Here is a 19,039-nt window from a genome sequence, read left to right as displayed (position 1 = left end):
CCCCCAGGACGAGCCTGGAATCACGACACATCATTGTCAAGGGAACAGTCTCTGTAATGTTTCCGAAACTGCTTTGTAAGGAACCGCAGCTAGAAGGGTTATCGTCCGGTTTCGTGAGTTATTTCCATCAAATTTTCAACTGTCGTTGACCACGACCGGAAAGCCTCCTTACGCTGACGAGGCCGTGGGAGCGTTCCCATGAATTCCGCCTGTCCCCCGCCTGTCCGACGAAGGATGGCGCATGCGCGAACTCCGCGAACCGAACGACACCATGACGGCGCTGATCGAGGCGCAGGACCCGGGCCGGCCGGCCGTGGTGGACGGCGCGGCCCGCTGGACCTACGGCGAGCTGGACGCCGCCGCCAACCGCCTGGCCCGCCGCCTGGCCGAGGCCGGCGTCGGACGCGGGGACGTGGTCGCCCTGTACGCCGGCCGCTCGGCCCGCACCCTGGCCGCCATGCTCGCCGTGCTCAAGGCCGGAGCCGCCTATCTCCCTCTCGACCCGGACTATCCCGACGCGCGCGTGCGGTTCGTGCTGGAGGACTCCGGCGCGCGGACCGTCCTGGTGCCGGACGAACTGCGGGAACGCCTGCCCACCGGCAGCACGGCGTCCGCTTTATCCCTTGACGACGATTTATCCGCATATAGCGCGGTAAGTGTAAAGGTGGCGGTTGATCCGATGGATCCTGCCTACCTGCTCTACACCTCCGGATCCACCGGCCGCCCCAAGGGCGTCGCCATTCCGCACCGGGCGCTGCTGAACTTCCTCGTCGCCATGCGCGATCTGCTCCGTTCCGGCGAGGACGACACCTGGCTGGCGCTCACGTCGCTGTCGTTCGACATCTCGGGGCTGGAGCTGTACCTGCCGCTCGTCACGGGCGGCCGGACCGTGATCGCCGAGCCCGCCGCCGCCCGCGACGGACACCGGCTGGCCGGGCTGATCCGCGCCGAGGGCGTCACGCACGTGCAGGCCACCCCCTCGGGCTGGCGGGTGCTGCTGGCCGCCGGGTACGCCGACCCGCACGTCACGGCCCTGGTCGGCGGCGAGGCGCTGACCGTGCCGCTGGCCCGCGAGCTGCGGGCGCGTACGGGGCGGCTGTTCAACGTGTACGGCCCCACCGAGACGACGATCTGGTCCACCGCGTGGGAGGTCCCCGAGGATCCCACGGACGTCTCCATCGGCGGCCCGATCGCGAACACCCAGGTCCACGTCCTGGACGAGCACGGCGATCCGGCGGAGACCGGCGAGCTGTACCTCGGCGGCCACGGCCTCGCGCTCGGCTACCACCGCCGCCCGGCCCTGACCGCCGAGCGGTTCGTCCCCGACCCGTTCGGGCCTCCGGGGAGCCGGCTCTACCGGACCGGCGACCTCGTGCGCGTGGAGCCCGGCGGGCTGCGTTACCTCGGGCGTACCGACACCCAGGTCAAGCTGCGCGGGCACCGCATCGAGCTGGGCGAGGTGGAGTCGGCGCTGGAGGACCTGCCCGGCGTCAAGCAGGCCGTCGCCGCCGTCCACCGGGACACCCTCGTCGCCTACCTCGTCGGCGACGCCCCCGCCGGCGTGCGCGAACGCCTCGCCGAACGGCTCCCCGCCGCCATGATCCCGTCGCTCGTCGTACCGATGGAGGCGCTGCCCCTCACCCCCAACGGGAAGGTGGACCGCAAGGCCCTGCCGGAGCCCGCCGCGCCGGAGGCGGGCGCGGGGGCCGCGCCGGGGACGGCGGCCGAGCGGGCGGTGGCGGAGGTCTTCGCCGAGGTCCTCGGCCTGCCCCCGGAGCTGGGGGTGGAGGACGACTTCTTCCTGCTGGGCGGGCACTCCTTGCTGGCCGCCAGGGCGGCGGCGCGGATCACCCGGCGGCTCGGCGTCGAGGCGCCGGTGGCGGCGCTGTTCGAGCATCCGACGGTGGCGGGGTTCGCGCGGGCGCTGGAGGAGCGGGCGGCCCCGTCGGTGCCGCTCCGGCCGCGCCCCGAGGGCACCGCGCCGCCGCTGTCGCCGAGCCAGGAGCGGCAGTGGTTCATGTACCGGCTCGACCCCGGCGACGCCTCCTACAACATCTATCTGGCGCGGCGGCTGCGCGGCCCGCTCGACGCCGGCCGCCTGACGGACGCGCTGACCCTCGTCGCGGCCAGGCACGAGCCGCTGCGCACCCGCTTCCCCGAGGTGGACGGCATGCCGGTCGCGGTGGTCGAGCCGCCGGGGCCGGTGCCGGTCGAGCGGCTGGACCTGTCGGCGCTGCCGGAGGACGAGCGGGAGGCCGAGGCCCGGCGGCTGGTGACCGAGCGGGTGAACACGCCCCTGGACCTGGCCGCCGCGCCCCCGATCCGGGCCACGCTGATCCGGCTCTCGGCGGCGGAGCACGTGCTGTGCGTCGTGATCAGCCACATGATCGGCGACGGCTGGTCGCAGAACGTGCTGCTGTCCGACCTGGCCGCCTGCTACGCCGGCCGCGAGCTGCCCGCCCTGGCGGTCGGCTACGGGGACGTCGTCCACTGGCGGCGCGAGCGGGAGGCGGCCGGCGCGGGCGAGGCCGCGCTGGCGTACTGGCGCGAGCGGCTGGCGGGCGCGCCGCCGCTGGAGCTGCCCGCCGACCGGCCCCGCTCCCCCGGCCTGGTCCGGCGGGGCGCCTTCCACCGGGCGCGGCTGCCGCGCGAGACGGTCGCGGCGCTGGAGGAGCTCGGCCGGCGTACGGGGACGACGCTGTTCATGGTGCTGCTCGCGGCGTACCAGGCGCTGCTGGGCCGGCACGCCGGGCAGGACGACCTGACGGTCGGCACGGCGGTCGCCGGGCGGGACCGGGTGGAGCTGGAGCCGCTGGTCGGCTTCCTGGCCGACACGCTGGCGCTGCGCGCCGACCTGTCGGGCGACCCGGCGTTCACCGAGTTGCTGGCGCGGACCAGGGAGTCGGTGCTCGGCGCGCTCACGCACAGGGACGTGCCGATGGAGCGGCTGGGCGTGGGCGACGGCCGGAAGCTGTTCGGGACCTTGATGATCCTGCACACGCAGGACGACGGCGCGCCGGTGCAACTGGGCGAGGCCACGGCCGAGGTGTTCCACGCCGCGTACGCGCCGGCGCGCTTCGACCTGACGCTCGACGCCTGGCCCGCCGGGGGCGCGCTGGACCTGGTCTTCGGGTACGAGGCCGCGCTGTTCGACGCGGCGACCGTCGAGGGCCTGGCCCGCCGCTTCGCCGCGCTGCTGGCCGCCGCCGTGGCCGACCCGGAGGCGCGCCTGTCGCGGTTGACCAGGGTGACGGGCGAGGAGCGGGAGCGGCTGGTACGCGGCCCGAACGACACCGCGATGCCGCTGCCCGCCGTGCCCGGCCTCCTGCCGCTGATCGAGGCGCGGGACCGGGATCGGGTGGCCGTGGTGGACGGCGCGGCCCGCTGGACCTACGGCGAGCTGGACGCCACCGCCAACCGCCTGGCCCGCCGCCTGGGCGAGGCCGGCGTCGGACGCGGGGACGTGGTCGCCCTGTACGCCGGCCGCTCGGCCCGCACCCTGGCCGCCATGCTCGCCGTGCTCAAGGCCGGAGCCGCCTATCTCCCTCTCGACCCGGACTATCCCGACGCGCGGGTGCGGTTCGTGCTGGAGGACTCCGGCGCGCGGGCGGTCCTCGTCCCTGACGAGCTGCGGGAACGCCTTCCCGCCGTCGACGCCGCCGTCGCACTCTCCCTTGATGCTGATTTATCCGCATACAGCGCGGCAAAGCCGGATGTGACCATCAAGCCGGACGATCCCGCCTACCTGCTCTACACCTCCGGTTCCACCGGCCGCCCGAAGGGCGTCGTGGTCCCGCACCGGGCGCTGCTGAACCTCCTCGTCGCCATGCGCGACCTCCTGGGCTCCGGCGAGGACGACGCCTGGCTGGCGCTCACGTCGCTGTCGTTCGACATCTCGGGGCTGGAGCTGTATCTGCCGCTGGTCACCGGCGGCCGTACGGTGATCGCCGGACCGGAGGCGGCCCTGGACGGGGCGCTGCTGGCCGGGCTGGTCCGCGCCGAGGGCGTCACGCACGTGCAGGCCACGCCCTCCGGATGGCGGGTGCTGCTCGCCGGGGGCTTCACCGCCCCGGAGGTCACCGCGCTGGCGGGCGGGGAGGCGCTGAGCGAGCCGCTGGCCCGCGAGCTGCGGGCGCGTACGGGACGGCTGTTCAACGTGTACGGCCCCACCGAGACCACGATCTGGTCCACCGCGTGGGAGGTGCCGCCGGACGCCATGCACGTCCTCATCGGCCGGCCGATCGGCAACACCCAGGTCTACGTGCTGGACGAGCACGGCGAGCCGGCGCACACCGGCGAGCTGCACCTCGGCGGGCACGGCCTGGCGCTCGGCTACCACCGCCGGCCCGGCCTCACCGCCGAACGGTTCGTCCCCGACCCGTTCGGAGCGGCGGGCGGGCGGCTCTACCGGACCGGCGACGTCGTACGGCTGCGCACCGACGGCGCCCTCCAGTACGTGGGCCGCACCGACAATCAGGTCAAGCTCCGCGGGCACCGCATCGAGCTGGGCGAGATCGAGTCGGCGCTGGAGGACCTGCCCGGCGTCCGGCAGGCCGTCGCCGCCGTCCACCAGGACACCCTCATCGCCTACGTCGCCGGCGACGCCCCCGCCGACGTGCGGGAACGCCTCGCCGAACGGCTCCCCGCCGCCACGATCCCCTCGCTCGTCGTCCCCATGGAGGCGCTGCCCCTCACCCCCAACGGCAAGATCGACCGCGCGGCGCTGCCCGTGCCGGGGACGCGGGCGGGCGAGGACGTCCCGCCGCGGCCCCGCGAGGCCGGGACGGCACCGCCGCTGTCGCCCGCGCAGGAACGGCTCTGGTTCCTGCACTCGTATTTCGAGGGGGACACCTCCGGCCACCTGAGCCAGGCGCGCCGGCTGCGCGGCCCGCTGGACGAGGACGCGCTGGCCGCCGCCGTCGCGGCGCTGCCCGCCCGGCACGAGGCCCTGCGCACCCGCTACGAGGCCGACGCCGAGGGCCGGCCGCGCGCCGTCGTCCAGGACGGGCACGCCCTGCCGCTCACCCGCCACGACCTGACCGCGCGGCCAGGAACCGCCGAGGAGCTGGTGGCGGGGATCGCCGATGAGCCGTTCGACCTGGGGGCGGCCCCGCCGGTGCGGGCGGCGCTGATCCGGCTGGCCGCCGACGACCACGTGCTGTGCCTGGCCGCGCACCCGATCGCGGCCGACGAATGGACACTGCCGATGCTGCTGGCCGACCTGGCCGCGCTGTACGAGGGCCGGGAGCTCCCCCCGCCGCCCGTGCAGACGGGCGACGTCACGCTCTGGCGGGCGCGCCGCGAGCGGCTGGCCGAGCCGGCGCTGGAGCAGTGGTGCGCCCGGCTGGCCGGGGCCCCGGTCCTCGACCTGCCACTGGACCGGCCCCGGCCCGCCGTCACCTCCCGGACCGCCGCATGCCACGAGGTGCGGCTGGGCGGCGGCCTGACCGGGGAGCTGCGCCGGCTCGGCGCGGACGCCGGGGGCGGGCTCTCCACGGTGCTGCTGGCCGCGTACCAGGTGCTGCTGGCCCGGCAGGCCGGGCAGACCGGGTTCATGATCGGCCGTCCGGTGCCGGGACGGGAGCGGCCCGAGCTCTCCCGGGTCGCCGGGCACCTCACCCGGCACCTGGTGCTGCGCGGCGACCTGTCCGGCGACCCCGGCTTCACCGAGCTGCTGCGGCGTACGCGGGAGGCCGAGCGGGAGGCGGACGAGCACGCCGACCTCTCCCCCGAACGGCTCGTCACCGCGCTCGGCGTGGAGCGGGACCCCGGCCGCGAGCCGCTGTTCCAGACCACGCTCACGGTGCGCGAGCAGGCCCCGCCGGAGGCCGCCTTCGGCGAGCCGTTCGCGCCGCGCCGCGCCGACCTCGCCTACGACCTGGCGCTGGAGGCCCGGCCGGACGGCGACGGCCTGGTCCTGGCCTTCCACCACGACGCGGCGGTGCTGACGGCGGCCACCGCGGCACGGCTGGCCGGCCGGTTCCTGGCGCTGCTCGAAGCCGTGGCGAAGGACCCCTCCCTGCGCTTGTCCGAACTGCCCGCCCCTGACGGACCACGCGGGCCGGCGGAAGCGGGCGAGCGGGTGCTGGATCCGTGGGGTCGTCCCGTGCCGGCGGACGCGATCGGGGAGCTGTGGCGGGGCGGGGTCCGTACCGGTGAGCGGGTCAGGCGGCACCCGGACGGGCGGCTGGAACGCCTGCCCGCCACGCCGACCGTCGGCACCGCCGGGGCCGGCGCGCGGCCCGCCTACGTCGCGCCGCGCACCGACGCCGAGGCGCTGGTCGCCGAGGTCTGGGGCGAGCTGCTCGGCGTCGCGCGGGTCGGCGTGGACGACGACTTCTTCCGGCTCGGCGGCCACTCCCTGCTGGCCGTACGGGCCGCCGCCCGGCTGCGCGCCACCGTCGAGGTGGACGTGCCGATCAGGACGTTCTTCACGCATCGCACGCTGGCCGGGTTCGCGGCGGCGACGGAGGAGATCCTGCTGGCCGAGCTGGAGGGCCTGTCCGAGGAGGAGGCGCTGCGCCTGCTCGACCCCACGGAGGCACTGTGACCACGCTCTCCCCCGGCGGCCTGTCGCCCGCCAAGCAGGCGCTGCTGGCCCAGCGCCTGCGGCGGCGGGCCGCCGCGACCACGGTCCCGCCGCGCCCGCCCGGCACGGCGCCGCCGCTGTCGCACGCGCAGGAGCGGCTGTGGTTCCTGGAGCAGTACGCGCCCGGCACCGCCGCCTACACCGTCTCCTGCACGGCGCGGGTGACCGGCGAGCTGGACGAAGAGGCGCTGCGCCGCGCGGTGCGCGAGGTGGCGGCCCGGCACGAGAGCCTGCGCAGCCGGTTCACGACCGCCGAGGACGGCACGCCGCAGTTGGTGATCGACGCCGAGCCCACGCCCGAGTTCCTGGTCGCGGCGGCCGGGACGCCGGAGGAGGCGCGGACGCTGGTGTCGGCGGAGCTGGCCCGGCCGTTCGACCTGGCGACGGGCCCGCTGCTGCGGGTCCTGCTGATCCGGCTCCCTTCGGACGCCGGTGACGACCACGTGCTCATGCTCGCGGCCCATCACGCGGTGGCCGACGGGTGGAGCTGGGACGTGGTGCTCGGCGAGCTGTTCACGCTGCTGGCCGGCCGCGAGCCGGAGCCGCTGCCCGTCCAGTACGGCGACTACGCGCTCTGGCAGCGCGAGCGGACCGGCTCGGCCGCGTACCGGGCGGACGTGGACTACTGGCGGGCGCAGCTCGCCGGGGTGCCGGCGCTGGAGCTGCCGACGGACCTGCCGCGCCCGGCCGAGCAGACGTTCGCGGGGGCGGCCCACGGGTTCAAGCTGGACGCGGAGCTGGCCGGGGCGGTGCGGGCGCTGGCCGAGTCGCTCGGGGCGACCCCGTACATGGTGCTGCTCGCCGCGTTCCAGGCGCTGCTCGGCCGGTGGTCGGGGCAGAGCTCGTTCGCGGTGGGCAGCCCGGTGAGCGGGCGCGGGCTGCCGGAGCTGGACGGCCTGGTCGGCATGTTCGTCAACACCCTCGCGCTGCGGGCCGACCTGTCGGGCGACCCGGCGTTCGACGGGCTGGTGTCGCGGGTGCGGGAGACGGCGCTGGACGCGTTCGCCCACCAGGAGCTGCCGTTCGACCAGCTCGTGGGCGAGCTGAACGTGACGCGGGACGTCAGCCGGCCGGCGGTGTTCCAGGTGATGTTCGCGCTGCAGAACTACACCGCCCGGCCGGTGGACGCGGGGCCGCTGGAGCTGGAGTGGTTCCACGCCGACACCGTGGCCAGCCGGTTCGACCTGAGCCTGTATCTGCACCAGGCGGCCGGGGGCGGGCTGGACGGCACGTTCGTCTACAACACGGCGCTGTTCGAGGCGGGGACGGCCGAGCGGATGGCGGAGTCGCTGGAGTCGCTGCTGCGCTCGGCCGTGGCCGCGCCGGGCACGCCGGTGTCCGGCCTGGAGATCCTGCCGGAGGCCGCGCGGGCCCGGCTGGCCGCGCTGGAGAGCGCCGCGCCGCCCGCGCCTCCGGAGGCGGAGCTGCTGCACGAGCTGGTGTTCGCGCAGGCCGGGCGGACCCCGGACGCGACCGCCGTGACCTTCGGCGGTGACCGGCTGACCTACCGCGAGCTGGCCGGACGGGCCCGACGGCTGGCCGCCCACCTGCGCGCCCGCGGGGTGCGGCCGGGCGATCGGGTGGCGGTGTGCCTGGAGCAGTCGGCCGGGACGGCGGTGGCGCTGCTCGGCGTGCTGGCGGCCGGGGCGGCGTACGTGCCGCTCGATCCCGAGCAGCCGGCCGCGCGGCTCGCGTACCTGGTCGAGGACGCCGGGGTGCGCACGGCGATCACCTCGGAGGGGGCGCGCGGGGCGCTGCCTGACGGCCTGATCGAGATCGACCCCGGCCGGGTGCCGGACGGGGACCCGCCCGCCGGGGCCGGGATCGGGCCGCCGGACCTCGCGTACGTGATCTACACCTCCGGCACCACCGGGCGGCCCAAGGGGGTCGCCGTGCAGCACCGGGAAGTGGTGACATACCTGGCGGGCGTGCGCGAGCGATTCGGGGTCGAGCCCGGGGCGTCGTTCGCGCTGCCGCAGTCGCTGGCCTTCGACTTCGGGGTGACGATCTTCTACCTGGCGCTGATGACCGGCGGCCGGCTCGACCTGCTGCCGTCCCGTACGTCGGCGCGCGAGCTGGCCGAGCACTTCCGGACGAGCCCCGCCGACTACCTGAAGATCACCCCGTCGCACCTGGCCGCGCTGCTCGCCGAGGCCGGGCCCGCCGAGCTGCTGCCGCGCCGGCTACTGATCCTCGGCGGCGAGGCGTCCTCGTGGGCGTGGGCGCGGGAGCTGGCGGCGTACGAGGCTCCAGGACGCGGCCGTTGCGCCGTCGTCAACCACTACGGGCCGACGGAGGCGACGGTCGGCATCACCACGTTCGCCGTGGACCCGGAGCTCCCGGCGCGGGAGACGACGCTGCCGATCGGCCGGCCGCTGCCGGGCGCGCGGGTACGGGTGCTCGACGAGCGGCTGCGGCCGGTGCCCGTGGGAGTGATCGGCGAGCTCTGCCTCGGCGGGGACCGGCTGGCCCGCGGCTACCTGGGCCGGCCCGCGCTCACCGCCGAGCGGTTCGTGCCCGACCCTGACGGCCCGCCGGGCGCCCGCCTGTACCGGACCGGCGACCTCGGGCGGTGGCTGCCGGACGGCACGCTCCAGTTCCTGGGCCGCCGCGACCTGCAGGTCAAGATCCGCGGGTACCGGGTCGAGCTGGGCGAGGTCGAGACCGTGCTCGCCGAGTTCCCCGGGGTGGCGCAGGCGGTGGCCGAGCTGCGCGGGGACCGCCTGGTCGGCTACCTGCTGCCGGTGGAGGGCGGCGCGCGGGCGCCGGCCGCCGAGGTGCGCGCCTGGCTGCGCGAGCGGCTGCCCGACTACATGATCCCGGCCCGGTACGTCTGGCTCGACCACCTGCCGCTGAAGTCGCACGGCAAGGTCGACCGCGCCGCGCTGCCCGACCCCGAGGACGACCGCCCGGACGACGGCGCCGCCTTCGTCCCGCCGGACGGGCCGGTCGAGGAGGCCGTCGCGGCGGTGTGGGCCGACGTGCTCGGGCTCGCCCGGGTGGGCGCGCTGGACGACTTCTTCGAGCTGGGCGGGCACTCGCTGCTGGCCATGCGGGTGCTGGCGCGGCTGCGCAGGATCGCGCCGGAGCGGCGGGTCACGCTCATGGACCTGTTCACGCGTACCACCGTCAGGGAGACGGCGGCGCTGCTCGCCGGGGACGAGCGGGCCCGCGAAGGGGACGACGGGCTGCTGCGGCGGCTCACGCCCGCGCGCGCCGCGACGGCGGCCACGCTGGTGTGCGCGCCGTACGGGGGCGGCAGCGCGGTGATCTACAAGCCGCTGGCCGACGCGCTGCCCGGCGACTGGGCGCTGTACTCGATCGCCGTTCCCGGGCACGAGCTCGGCGAGGAGTCGATGCCGCCGGAGGAGGTCGCGCGGCGCTGCGCCGAGGAGATCCTGACCGGGATCGAGGGCCCGGTCGTGCTGTACGGGCACTGCGGGCTCGGCGCGATGATCACCGCCGAGATCGCGCGGCGGCTGCAGGACTCGGGACGCGAGGTGGAGGCGGTCTACCTGGGCGGGATCTTCCCGTTCGCCCGGCCGGGCGGGCGGACGGCCCGGCTCCGGGATCGCCTGGACGACCTGCGCGGCGACCAGGGGCGGATCAACGCGCTCACGGCGGCCGGCCTCGACGTGTCGGACCTGAGCCCCGAGGAGCTGCGGCTGATCGTCCGCAACCGGCGGGAGGGCACGCGGGCCGCCGAACGCTACTTCACGCGGCTGTTCGAGGAGGACGGCGGCCGGCTGGGCGCGCCCGTCATCGCCGTGGCCGGGGAGCGGGACCCGATCATGGAGTTCTACCAGGAGCGCTTCCGCGAGTGGCACGTGCTGTCGCCGGTGACCGCGTGCGCGGTGCTGGACGAGGCCGCGCACTTCTTCGTCAAGTACCGGGCCGGGGAGCTGGCCGAGATCCTGACCCGGACGCACACCGCGCTCGCCTCCGGGGAGACGGCCGGGCTGGAGCGCGGCGACGGCGGGCGGACGTGGTGGCTGGAAGGGGTCTCCCGCGAGACCTCGGAGGCACTTCCCGGGGAGTCCACCGGAGTGTCCTCCGAGACGCTCTCCGACGCGCCCTCCGAAACGTTTTCCGACGCGCCCTCCGAGGCGTTTTCCGGTGCCGGGTCGCGGACCGCGGGCGTCCCGGCGGTCGAGGCGAGGGCGGCCGCCGGGATCCCGCCCCGGCGCGGAGCGCCCGGGACGCCGGACCGGCGCGAGGCGGCCGGGCCGCGGCCCAGCATGCGGCGCTTCTTCGCGGTGGCGGCCGGGCAGGCGGTGTCGATCATCGGCTCGGCGCTGACCGAGTTCGCCGTCCCCCTCTGGATCTACCTGACCACGGACTCCCTCGTCGACTTCGCCCTGTTCTCGGTGCTGGCGCTGGTGCCCGGCATGATCGTCGCGCCGCTCGCCGGGACCATCGTGGACCGCAGCGACCGCCGCCGCGTGATGCTGCTCGGCGACGCGGGCGCGTTCGGCACGCAGCTGCTGCTCGGCCTGCTGCTGTGGACCGGGAACCTCCAGGTGTGGCACATCTACCCGCTGCTGGTCGGCCTGTCGGTGGCGCTGGCGTTCCAGCGGGTGGCGTACCAGTCGGCCGTGCCGCAGCTCGTGCCGAAACGTTTCCTCGGCCACGCCAACGGCGTGGTCGGCATGATCAACGGCGTCGCGCAGCTCGTCGTGCCGCTCGCCGCGGCCGGGCTGATGTCGCTCATCGGCCTGGAGGGCATCCTGGCCCTCGACGTGATCAGCTACGCGATCGCCATCGGCAGCCTGCTGCTCATCCGCTTCCCCGCCACGATGGCGCTGCGCCGCCGCGAGACGGTGGCCGCCGAGCTGGTTAACGGGCTGCGCTACTCGTGGGGGAACAAGGGCTTCCGGCGGATGGTGACGTTCTTCGCCGTGGTCAACCTGTTCATGGCCGCGCTGTTCCTGATGATCTCGCCGCTGGTGCTGTCGTCGGGGACGATCGCCGACGTGGGGCGGGTGTCGTTCGCCGGCGGGCTCGGGGTGTTCGTCGGCGGGCTCGTCATGGCGGTGTGGGGCGGGCCGCGGGTGCGGCGTTTCCGCGGGCAGCTCATGTTCACCCTGACGCTGGCGCTCTCGGCCGTGGTGATCGGCGCGCGGCCGGACCTCGTGGTGGTCACGGCGGGGGTGTTCGGGCTGTTCCTGTCGCTGACGCTGCTCAACGGCGTCTACACGACGATCGTGCAGGTGAAGATCCCGCAGCGCTACCACGGGCGGGTGTTCGCGCTCAACCAGCTCGTGGCGTTCTCGACGCTGCCCATCGGGTACGCCGTCGTCGCGCCGCTCGGCACGTCCCTCCTCGAACCGCTGCTCGCCGACGGCGGCGCGCTCGCGGACACGGTCGGCCGGGTCATCGGCACCGGCGAGGGCCGCGGCATCGGCCTGCTGTACGTGCTGCTCGGCGCCGCCATCGCCGCCTGCGTGCTGGTCGCCAGGCGGCGGCGGGTCCTGTGGGACTTCGACGCGCTGGTGCCCGACGCGCTGCCCGACGACCTCATCGGTTTCCAGGCCCTGCGCGAACGCGGGGCGCCGGTCAAGGAGGACGCATGGACGACTACCAGGTCGTGATCAACCACGAGGAGCAGTACTCGGTGTGGCCCGCGGACCGGGACGTGCCGGCCGGCTGGCGGGCGGCCGGGTTCCGCGGCGGCAAGGACGACTGCCTGGCGTACATCGAGGAGGTCTGGACCGACATGCGCCCCCTCAGCGCCCGCTGACCCATCCGTCCCGATCGGCCCATCCGAGCGGATATTGGCTATCGTGTGGATCGCTCACACAGATGTCCGCGGAAGGAGCGGGATGCCGCAGATCCGCCCGCTCCGGCCGGGCGACCCCGAACGGGTGGCCGGCTGGCGGCTCGTCGGCGTGCTCGGCTCCGGCGGCCAGGGAACGGTCTACAAGGCGGTCGGCGACGACGGGCGCGAGGTCGCCGTCAAGCTGCTGCACAGCCACCTGATCGGCGACGACGGGATCACCCGCGGCTTCCTGCGCGAGGTCGAGGCGGCGCGGCGGGTGGCGGCGTTCTGCACGGCGGCGGTGCTCGACGTGGGGACGGCGGACGAGCGGCCGTACATCGTGAGCGAGTACGTCGCGGGCGACACGCTGCACCAGGTCGTCCGGTCGGAGGGGCCGCGCACGGGCGGGACGCTGGACCGGCTGGCGATCTCCACGCTGACCGCGCTGGCCGCCATCCACCAGGCCGGGATCGTGCACCGCGACTTCAAGCCGGGCAACGTGCTCATCGGGCCCGAGGGGCCCATCGTCATCGACTTCGGCATCGCCAAGGCGCTGGACGCGACGACGATGGCGTCCGGGGTGGTGGGGACGCCTACGTACATGTCGCCCGAGCAGTTCGAGGGGCAGCGGGTCGGGCCGGCGTCGGACATGTTCAGCTGGGCCGGGACCATGGTGTTCGCGGCCACCGGGCGGCCTGCCTATGCCGGGGCGACGGTGCCGGCGATCCTCAACGCCGTGCTCAGCGGCTCGCCGGACCTGGGCGGGGTGCCGGAGCGGCTGGCGGAGGTGCTGCGCCCGTGCTTCGCCAGGGACCCGGCCTCACGGCCGTCCCCCACGGAGCTGATGAAGCGCCTGATGACCCACCGCGCCCCCGCCGTCCCCTCCCCTCTGCCCGGCTCCACCCCCACCGGCCCAAGCGCCGCCCCCACGCCGGGCACCACCGGACAGGGCACGCCACTGGCAGGCCACGCCGCGCTGCCAGGCGCGGCTGAGTCGAGCGGGATGCCGTCGGGCAACGCCGGCGGGCCGGCCGCCGTCGGACCTGGCATGCAATCGCCGGGCTACGCCGCCATGCCGGACGCCGCCCAGCCAAGCGGGGTGCCGTCGGACCATGCGAGCAGGCCGGCCGCCTCCGGGCCGAGCGCGCCTCCGCCGGGCCCCGCCGCTGTGCCGGGCACGGCTAGGCCGAGCGGCGTGCCATCGGGCAACGCCAGCGGCCCGGGCATGCAATCGCCGGGCCACGCCGCCGTGCCTGCTGCCGCTGGGCCGGGCGGTGGGGGCGGCGTGCCCGTGCCGAATCCCGTCGGGCCCTGGCCGGGGGCCGGTGGGGCGGGGAGGGGCGGTGGGCGGCCGGTTGCCGAGGGCCACAGGAGTTCCGGAGGGCGTCGCGAGCAGGGGACCGTCGAGGGACGCGGGTCTGGTGGGCGGGGCCGGGGGTCGCAGGGGTCGTACCACGGGGGGATGCCGGGCCCGGAGACGTCGCCGGGGGGCGCGCGCAAGGGGGTCAGCCGGCGGGCCGTGCTGAGCGCCGGGGCGGCGGCGCTGGCGACGGCCGCGGTGTCGGCGTTCGTCGCGCTCAGGCCGGACGGCGGCGCGGCAGGCCACGACGGGACGCTGAATCAGCCGCCCGTTCCCGACACCGGCGCCACCGGGATGCCCTCCCCCGCCGGTTCCGCCACCCCCTCGTCCACTCAGCCGTCCCTCCAGACGCCGACACAAACGCCCGCCAGGCCGGTCGCGGCCGAGCCGTTCGGGACGATGATCGGGGAGCCGGCGGCGCTGCCCGCCGGCACGGGCGCCCCGTCGGCGGTGATGGAGGCGCGCGGCCCGTTCGTGGCGCTCGGCGGCGGCAACGGCTCCGTCGTCGCCTGGGACGTCACCGCCGGCCCGGCCCGCAGGCTCGGCGACGGCGGCGCGGCGACGACGGCCCTCGCGTACGGCAACAGCCGGGGCGAGCCGGTGGTCGCCTCCGGGCACGCCGACGGCCGCATGCGCCTGTGGCGCCCGTCCGGCGAGAGCCTGGCCTCGCACAAGGCCCCCGACCCGATCATCGCGATGACCGTCACGGCCGCGGGCCAGGTGGTCGCGGTGTCGCAGAAGTACGACAGCCTGCGCGACCTGCGCGGCGTCGTCCGCCTGTGGGACGTCACGACCGGCAAGCAGATCGGCCCCACGAGCACCGAGCACTTCCAGGGCGTCAACGGCCTGGCCTTCGGCCGCCTGGGCGACGCCGACGTGCTGGTGACGGGTGACGGCGCGAACCGGATCCGGGTGCGTCCCCTGTCCACCGGCGTGGTGTCGGGCACGTTCAAGACCGGCGAGATCGGCGGCATCGAGCTCCTGGCGTGCGACGAGCTGAAGGGCCGGCCGGTGCTGGTCTCCACGCATCAGGACGCCACCTTGCGCGTGTACGACCTCAAGTCAGGCAAACGCCGGAAGAAGTGGGACTTCAGCGACCGCAGCCCCGACGACCGGGGCGCCGCCGCGCTGGTGACCGGCGTCCTGGGCGGCATGCCGGTCGCGGTCGTGGCGCACACGCCGTCGGGCGGGGACGCGTTCGTGCGCGTCTGGAGCCTCGCCGACGGGGAGATCGTCGGCGAGTTCGGCTCCGGCGAGGGCGGCGGCATCCGCGCGCTGGCGCTCACCGAGCAGGCGGTGAACCGCCCGGTCGTCGCCACCCTCGGCGCGGACCGCCGGCTGCGCCTCTGGAGCCTCGGCACCGGCTGAGCCGGTCACCCAGCCACGCTCCTGTAGTCAGCGGTGGGAGAGGCGGCGATCGGAGCGGCGGCGGGAGCGGGCGGGCCGGGGTGCGGGGCCGGGGCGGGGCTGGTTCTTGCGGCGGCGGCGGTTCACCAACCAGCCGAGGGCGAGGAGCGCCGCGCCGATGGGGGTCGCGGCCATGCGGCGTGCCAGGAGGACCTTGAGTAACCGTTTCATGGGCTCTCCTCTGCCCGGATCGGCGCCGGCCGCACCAGGCACCTGCGCCCGCGCCGGTTTGCGCCCGCGCTGTGAGGTGTGATGTCGTACTGTGCCGTGCCGACCATCGTGGACCTGACCAGCGGAACCGTCGAACGCGAGCGCCGCGACGACGAGCCCGGCCACTACGACGGGACGATCCTCGGCCTGCGGTTGATGACCGAGCGCACGCCGCCAGGACTGGACCCGTACGACCCGCGCGCGCTGCTGTTCGTGGCCGCCGGCCGGCTCGGCGGGGTCCGCGCGCCCGGCCTGGCCAAGGCGGTGTTCCTGGCCAAGTCGCCGTTGACCGGGGTGGCCGGGGAGTCGCACGCGCTCGGCCCGTTCGCGGCCGGGATGCGGGCCGCCGGGGTGCGGGCGCTGGCGGTGACCGGGCGGGCGGCGCGGCTGTCGTACCTGCTGGTGGCGAACGGCGAGGTCAGCGTGCGCGACGCGGAGGAGCTGCGCGGCCTCGGCACCGCCGCGACCACCGACGCGCTCAGGGCCAGGCACGGCCGCGACGCCTCGGTGGCGGCGATCGGCCCGGCCGGGGAGAACCTGGTCAGGTACGCGAGCGTCGTCACCGACCTCGCCCACCCGGCCGCCCGGTACGGCATCGGCGCGGTGTTCGGCGCCAAGAACCTCAAGGCCCTGGTGTTCGCGGGCGACGCCGAGGCGGCGGTCGCCGATCCCGGTGCGCTGGCGGACGCCGCCGCCTTCTACCGCGACGCGCTGCCCGGCAACCGGCTCGCGGCCTGGCAGCACGGCGAGCCGGGGTTCGCGGGCTGGACGGGCGAGCCGCCCGCGCCCGGCTACGTCGCCGTGCGCAACTTCTCCGTCACGGCCGCGACCGGTCTGCGCGCCCCCCAGGAGGGCGACTACGCGGGCCGCGCGGTGACCCTGCGCGGCGCCTGCCCCGGCTGCCCCAACGACTGCCTCAAGGTGTACGCCCCGCCGTCCGCGCCGGAGCGCCGCTCGGGCGGGCTCGGGCAGGAGGCGTTCCCCTCGCTCGGCTGGAACCTCGGCATCGACGACCTCGACACCGTGCTGGCCGCCAACGCCCGCTGCAACGACCTCGGCCTCGACCCGGTCAGCCTGGGCGGCACGCTGGCCTTCGCCATGGAGTGCGCCGGGCGCGGCCTGCTGCCCGGCGGGCCCGCCTTCGGTGCCGCGGCGGCCCTGCCCGGCCTGGTCGCGGACGTGGCGCACCGGACGGGCGAGCTGGGCGACCTGCTGGCCGACGGCGCCGCCCGCGCGGCCGCCGCGCTGGGCCCGGAGGCCGCCCGGTACGCGATGACGGCCAAGGGCGCCGAGCTGCCCTGCTTCGACCCGCGCGTCCAGCCGGGGCTCGGCCTCGGCTACGCCCTCGCTCCCGGCGGCCCCCGTTACGACGCCCTGGAGCACGACCTGGACTTCGACCCGGTGGAGGGGCTGACGTACTGCTTCCCCGAGGCGGCGAGGATCGGGGCGGAGCCGGCGCCGGCCGGACGCCTGGACGCGGAGCGGGGCACGCGCACCGCCCGCCTGCTGCGGCTGTGGAGCGCCCTGGACGCGCTCAACGTGTGCCTGTTCGCCTCCTCCCCCACCCGGCCGCTGACGCTGGACCGGCTGACCGGGCTGGCCGCCGCCGTGCTGGGCCGCGAGTTCCCGGTCGCGGAGCTGCTGGCGGCCGGGCAGGAGCGGCTGGACGCGATGCGCGCCTACGCCGCCAGGGAGGGCCTGGCGGGCCGCGAGGAGCTGCCCGCGCGGCTGCACGAGGAGCCGGTCGCCGAGGGGCCGTACACGGGGGCGGTGCTGGAGCGGGAGGCGTTCGCCGAGGCGCGGGCGGCGTTCCACGCCGAACTCGGCTGGTAAAGCCCCACCGGGCGCGGTGAGTTCTCCGCGCGGGCGGTGTCCCATGGAGTATGAGCAAACTCCTCTACTCCGCGACGATGTCCCTGGACGGCTTCATCGCCGGGCCGGGCGGCGACATGTCCTGGCTGACCCCCTACCTCGGGCCCGATCCCTTCGCCGACGACCTCGCCGGGCGGATCGGCTCGCTCCTCGTGGGCCGGCGCACGTTCGGCGGTGACGACCCGCACCGGGGCACGGAAGGCGAGGGCCAGGCGTTCGGCGGCGGCTGGAGCGGGCCGCAGGTCGTGCTGACCCATCACGCCCCTGCCGAGCCGGTGCCCGGCGTGGTGTTCGCCGGCGACCTCGGCACCGCCGTCGCCACCGCCAAGGAGGCGGCGGGCGGCAAGTACGTCAACGTGCTCGGCGCGGACGTGGCCCGGCAGTGCCTGGAGGCGGGGATCCTGGACGAGATCCTGGTGTTCGTCGCGCCCGTCCTGCTCGGCGACGGCGTCCGCCTCTTCGACCGCCCCGGCGGCGCGCCCGTCCCCCTCGAACGGCTCGGCGTCACGCAGGCCCCGTCGGCCACGCACCTGTGGTGGCGGGTCCCGCCGCCGGGTGATCCCGTACCGCGCGGGTAGGAGCCGTCCATCCGCCATGAAAGGAGAGGTCGATGCGGAGCGACGGCGAGCGCGCCCTGGGCGGCCTGCTGGCGGCCAGCCACCTGGCCGCCATGGAGGACCTGCCGGCCCTGGTCGCCGAGCACGCCGCGATGATGGGCTTCTCCGGCACCCTGATCTACGTCGCGGACCTGCAGCAGCAGTCGCTGGTGCTGCTGCCGGGGCAGCGCGACGCGGCGGGCCCCCCGCCCGAGCGGCTCGGCATCGACACCACGCTGCCTGGCCGGGCGTTCCGCACGGTGTCGAAGGTGTACGCGACGCCGGGCACGCGCGGCGGCCCGCGCCGGCTGTGGCTGCCGCTGCTGGACGGCACCGAGCGGATCGGGGTGCTCGGGCTGGACGTGCCGGACGAGGACCCGGAGCTGACCGAGTGGCGGGCCGCGCAGCTCGCCGCGCTGATCGCGGTGCTGATCGTCAGCAAGCGCCCCCACAGCGACTCCTACGCCCGGCTGGTGCGGTCCCGGCCGATGACGCTGTCGGCGGAGGTCATGTGGAGCCTGCTGCCGCCGGGCACGTTCGCGAGCGAGGGGGTGGTGGTCAGCGCCGCCATGGAGCCCGCGTACGAGGTGGGCGGCGACGCCTACGACTACGCGATCGACGGGGACGTCCTGCACGTGTCGCTGTTCGACGCGATGGGGCACGACACGGCGGCCGGGCTGACCGCCTCGGTCGCGATGGCCGCGTCCCGGCACCACCGGCGCCAGGGCATGGGGCTGCCCGAGGTGAGCGAGGCGGTGGACGCCGCGATCAAGAAGCAGTTCAGGGGCCGGTACGCGACCGGCCTCCTCGCCTCGCTGCACCTGCGGACCGGCCTGCTGCACTGGGTCAACCGCGGCCACCACCCGCCGCTGGTGATCCGCGGCGGCCGGCGGGTGGCGACGCTGGAGACCCTGCCCATGCCCGATCCGCCGATGGGTTTCGGGCTGGGCATGGCCAGGGGGCTGCTGCGCTACCAGCTCGAACCCGGCGACCGGCTGCTGCTCTACACCGACGGGATCGTGGAGGCGCGCAGCCCGGGCGGCGAGGTGTTCGGGCTGGAGCGCTTCACCGACTTCGTGGTGCGGCACGAGGCCGACGGCGTGTCGGCGCCGGAGACGCTGCGCCGGCTCATCCAGACGATCCTGCGGCACCAGGGCGACCGGCTGCAGGACGATGCCACGGTGATGACCGTCGAGTGGTACGGCGAGCGGCACCGCCTCCTGACCGTGTCCTGACCTGCGGCGCGG

Annotated in this window: 8 protein-coding genes; 7 read left to right on the top strand and 1 reads right to left on the bottom strand. The window is 75.7% G+C overall.

Annotated elements, in window-relative coordinates; genetic code table 11:
* Positions 1–241: 241 nt before the first annotated feature.
* The 4 genes from ACBR40_RS00675 to ACBR40_RS00660 all read left to right on the top strand — a co-directional run bounded on the left by ACBR40_RS00675 (position 242) and on the right by ACBR40_RS00660 (position 15,075).
* Positions 242–6,550 carry an amino acid adenylation domain-containing protein gene (locus tag ACBR40_RS00675; protein WP_371246991.1) on the top strand — a complete coding sequence of 2,103 codons (6,309 nt, stop codon included), beginning with the start codon at positions 242–244 and terminating at the stop codon, positions 6,548–6,550.
* Complete coding sequence (locus tag ACBR40_RS00670; RefSeq protein WP_371246990.1) at positions 6,547–12,180, top strand: amino acid adenylation domain-containing protein; 5,634 nt, start codon at positions 6,547–6,549, stop codon at positions 12,178–12,180. Before ACBR40_RS00675 ends, ACBR40_RS00670 begins: the two co-directional genes overlap by 4 nt.
* Positions 12,159–12,329, top strand: coding sequence for an MbtH family NRPS accessory protein (locus ACBR40_RS00665; RefSeq protein WP_329575292.1), 171 nt, complete (start codon positions 12,159–12,161; stop codon positions 12,327–12,329). The genes ACBR40_RS00670 and ACBR40_RS00665 overlap by 22 nt, the downstream gene beginning before the upstream one ends.
* Positions 12,330–12,411: 82 nt before the next feature.
* Positions 12,412–15,075 (top strand): protein kinase, encoded by a 2,664-nt coding sequence (locus ACBR40_RS00660; RefSeq protein WP_371246989.1) that lies wholly within the window; start codon positions 12,412–12,414, stop codon positions 15,073–15,075.
* 27 nt (positions 15,076–15,102) lie between these two features.
* On the opposite strand, the gene ACBR40_RS00655 is transcribed toward ACBR40_RS00660, so the two are convergent.
* Positions 15,103–15,285: a DUF6203 family protein gene (locus tag ACBR40_RS00655; RefSeq protein ID WP_371246988.1), complete on the bottom strand. Its 183-nt coding sequence runs from the start codon at positions 15,283–15,285 to the stop codon at positions 15,103–15,105.
* Positions 15,286–15,366: 81 nt separating this feature from the next.
* Between ACBR40_RS00655 and ACBR40_RS00650 the strand changes: the two genes are divergently transcribed.
* Genes ACBR40_RS00650 through ACBR40_RS00640 form a run of 3 tightly spaced genes read left to right on the top strand, consistent with a single transcriptional unit; the run spans position 15,367 to position 19,027 of the window.
* The gene (locus ACBR40_RS00650; RefSeq protein ID WP_371246987.1) at positions 15,367–17,157 is read left to right on the top strand and encodes an aldehyde ferredoxin oxidoreductase C-terminal domain-containing protein; all 1,791 of its coding nucleotides are present in this window, start codon (positions 15,367–15,369) and stop codon (positions 17,155–17,157) included.
* Positions 17,158–17,207: 50 nt separating this feature from the next.
* Complete coding sequence (locus ACBR40_RS00645) at positions 17,208–17,774, top strand: dihydrofolate reductase family protein (protein ID WP_371246986.1); 567 nt, start codon at positions 17,208–17,210, stop codon at positions 17,772–17,774.
* A gap of 32 nt (positions 17,775–17,806) precedes the next feature.
* On the top strand, positions 17,807–19,027 hold the full coding sequence (locus ACBR40_RS00640) for a PP2C family protein-serine/threonine phosphatase (protein WP_371246985.1): 1,221 nt from the start codon (positions 17,807–17,809) through the stop codon (positions 19,025–19,027).
* Positions 19,028–19,039: the final 12 nt, after the last annotated feature.

Source organism: Nonomuraea sp. AD125B, assembly GCF_041402765.1.
In the GTDB taxonomy this organism is placed as follows: Bacteria; Actinomycetota; Actinomycetes; order Streptosporangiales; family Streptosporangiaceae; genus Nonomuraea; species Nonomuraea bangladeshensis.
This window is presented reverse-complemented; position numbering and strand designations above follow the sequence as displayed.

Coding starts and splice junctions, on each gene's coding strand:
- ACBR40_RS00650 (WP_371246987.1), top strand. CDS start 15,367: ATGTCGTACTGTGCCGTGCCGACCATCGTGGACCTGACCAGCGGAACC.
- ACBR40_RS00665 (WP_329575292.1), top strand. CDS start 12,159: ATGGACGACTACCAGGTCGTGATCAACCACGAGGAGCAGTACTCGGTG.
- ACBR40_RS00645 (WP_371246986.1), top strand. CDS start 17,208: ATGAGCAAACTCCTCTACTCCGCGACGATGTCCCTGGACGGCTTCATC.
- ACBR40_RS00660 (WP_371246989.1), top strand. CDS start 12,412: ATGCCGCAGATCCGCCCGCTCCGGCCGGGCGACCCCGAACGGGTGGCC.
- ACBR40_RS00675 (WP_371246991.1), top strand. CDS start 242: ATGCGCGAACTCCGCGAACCGAACGACACCATGACGGCGCTGATCGAG.
- ACBR40_RS00640 (WP_371246985.1), top strand. CDS start 17,807: ATGCGGAGCGACGGCGAGCGCGCCCTGGGCGGCCTGCTGGCGGCCAGC.
- ACBR40_RS00655 (WP_371246988.1), bottom strand. CDS start 15,285: ATGAAACGGTTACTCAAGGTCCTCCTGGCACGCCGCATGGCCGCGACC.